The organism is Streptomyces sp. Ru73 (genome assembly GCF_002920575.1).
Classification (GTDB): Bacteria; Actinomycetota; Actinomycetes; order Streptomycetales; family Streptomycetaceae; genus Streptomyces.
This window is the reverse complement of the sequence record NZ_PQSQ01000205.1, coordinates 1-1,769: the sequence shown is the minus strand read 5'-3', so window position 1 is coordinate 1,769 and position 1,769 is coordinate 1. Positions and strand designations below refer to the sequence as shown.

The window sequence follows — 1,769 nt, the reverse complement described above, 5'->3', positions numbered from 1 at the left end:
CCAAGGTGCTCATCGCCAACCGTGGCGAAATCGCTGTCCGCGTTGCCCGTGCATGCCGGGACGCCGGGATCGGGAGCGTAGCCGTCTACGCCGACCCTGACCGGGATGCCCTGCACGTCCGGGCGGCGGATGAGGCATACGCCCTGGGCGGTGACACTCCTGCCACCAGCTACCTGGACATCGCCAAGGTGCTGCAGGCGGCCGCCGATTCGGGCGCGGACGCCGTCCACCCCGGCTACGGCTTCCTCTCCGAGAACGCCGAGTTCGCCCAGGCGGTGCTGGATGCCGGGCTGATCTGGATCGGCCCGCCGCCGCACGCCATCCGCGACCTGGGCGACAAGGTCGCCGCCCGCCACATCGCCCAGCGCGCCGGCGCCCCGCTGGTGGCCGGCACCAAGGACCCGGTCTCCGGCGCGGCGGAGGTCGTGGCCTTCGCCGAGGAGCACGGCCTGCCCATCGCCATCAAGGCGGCCTTCGGCGGCGGCGGCCGCGGCCTGAAGGTCGCCCGCACCCTGGAGGAGGTCCCCGAGCTGTATGACTCCGCGGTGCGCGAGGCGGTGGCCGCCTTCGGGCGCGGGGAGTGCTTCGTGGAGCGCTACCTGGACCGCCCCCGGCACGTGGAGACCCAGTGCCTGGCCGACAAGCACGGCAACGTGGTGGTGGTCTCCACCCGCGACTGCTCCCTGCAGCGCCGCCACCAAAAGCTGGTGGAGGAGGCCCCGGCCCCGTTCCTGACCGCGGAGCAGAACGCCGAGCTCTACCGGGCCTCGAAGGCGATTTTGAAGGAGGCCGGCTACGAGGGCGCCGGCACGTGCGAGTTCCTGGTCGGCCAGGACGGCACCATCTCCTTCCTGGAGGTCAACACCCGGCTGCAGGTGGAGCACCCGGTCACCGAGGAGGTCACCGGCCTGGACCTGGTGCGGGAGATGTTCCGCATCGCCGACGGCGAGGAGCTGGGCTACGACGACCCGGTCGTGCGCGGCCACTCCTTCGAATTCCGCATCAACGGCGAGGACCCCGGCCGCAACTTCCTGCCCGCCCCGGGCACGGTGACGAGGTTCGACCCGCCGGCCGGGCCGGGCGTGCGGCTGGATGCGGGCGTGGAGTCCGGCTCGGTGATCGGCCCGGCCTGGGACTCCCTGCTGGCCAAGCTGATCGTCACCGGCGCCACCCGCCAGCAGGCGCTGCAGCGGGCGGCCCGGGCGCTGGAGGAGTTCACCGTGGAGGGCATGGCCACCGCCCTGCCCTTCCACCGCACCGTGGTCAAGGACCCCGCCTTCGCCCCGGAGCTGACCGGCTCGGCCGACCCGTTCACCGTGCACACCCGCTGGATCGAGACCGAGTTCGTCAACGACCTCAAGCCGTTCGCCGCGCCCGCCGCGGAGGAGGCCGAGGACGAGGCCGGGCGCGAGACGGTGGTGGTGGAGGTGGGCGGCAAGCGCCTGGAGGTCTCCCTGCCCTCCTCGCTGGGCATGTCGCTGGCCCGCACCGGGCTGGCCGCGGGCGCCAAGCCCAAGCGCAAGGCCGCCAAGAAGTCCGGCTCGGCCGCCTCCGGCGACACCCTGGCCTCCCCGATGCAGGGCACCATCGTCAAGGTCGCGGTGGAGGAGGGCCAGGAGGTCAAGGAGGGCGACCTGATCGTCGTCCTGGAGGCGATGAAGATGGAGCAGCCGCTGAACGCGCACCGCTCCGGCACCGTCAAGGCCCTGGCCGCCGAGGTCGGCGCCTCCGTCACCTCCGGCGCCGTCATCTGCGAGATCAAGGACTGA

1 protein-coding gene is annotated in these 1,769 nt (G+C 72.6%); it reads left to right on the top strand.

What is annotated here, in order from left to right; translation table 11 throughout:
* Nucleotides 1-1,769 (top strand): biotin carboxylase N-terminal domain-containing protein (locus tag C3486_RS36530; protein WP_103837128.1); only part of this gene is annotated, 1,769 nt, incomplete at its 5' end.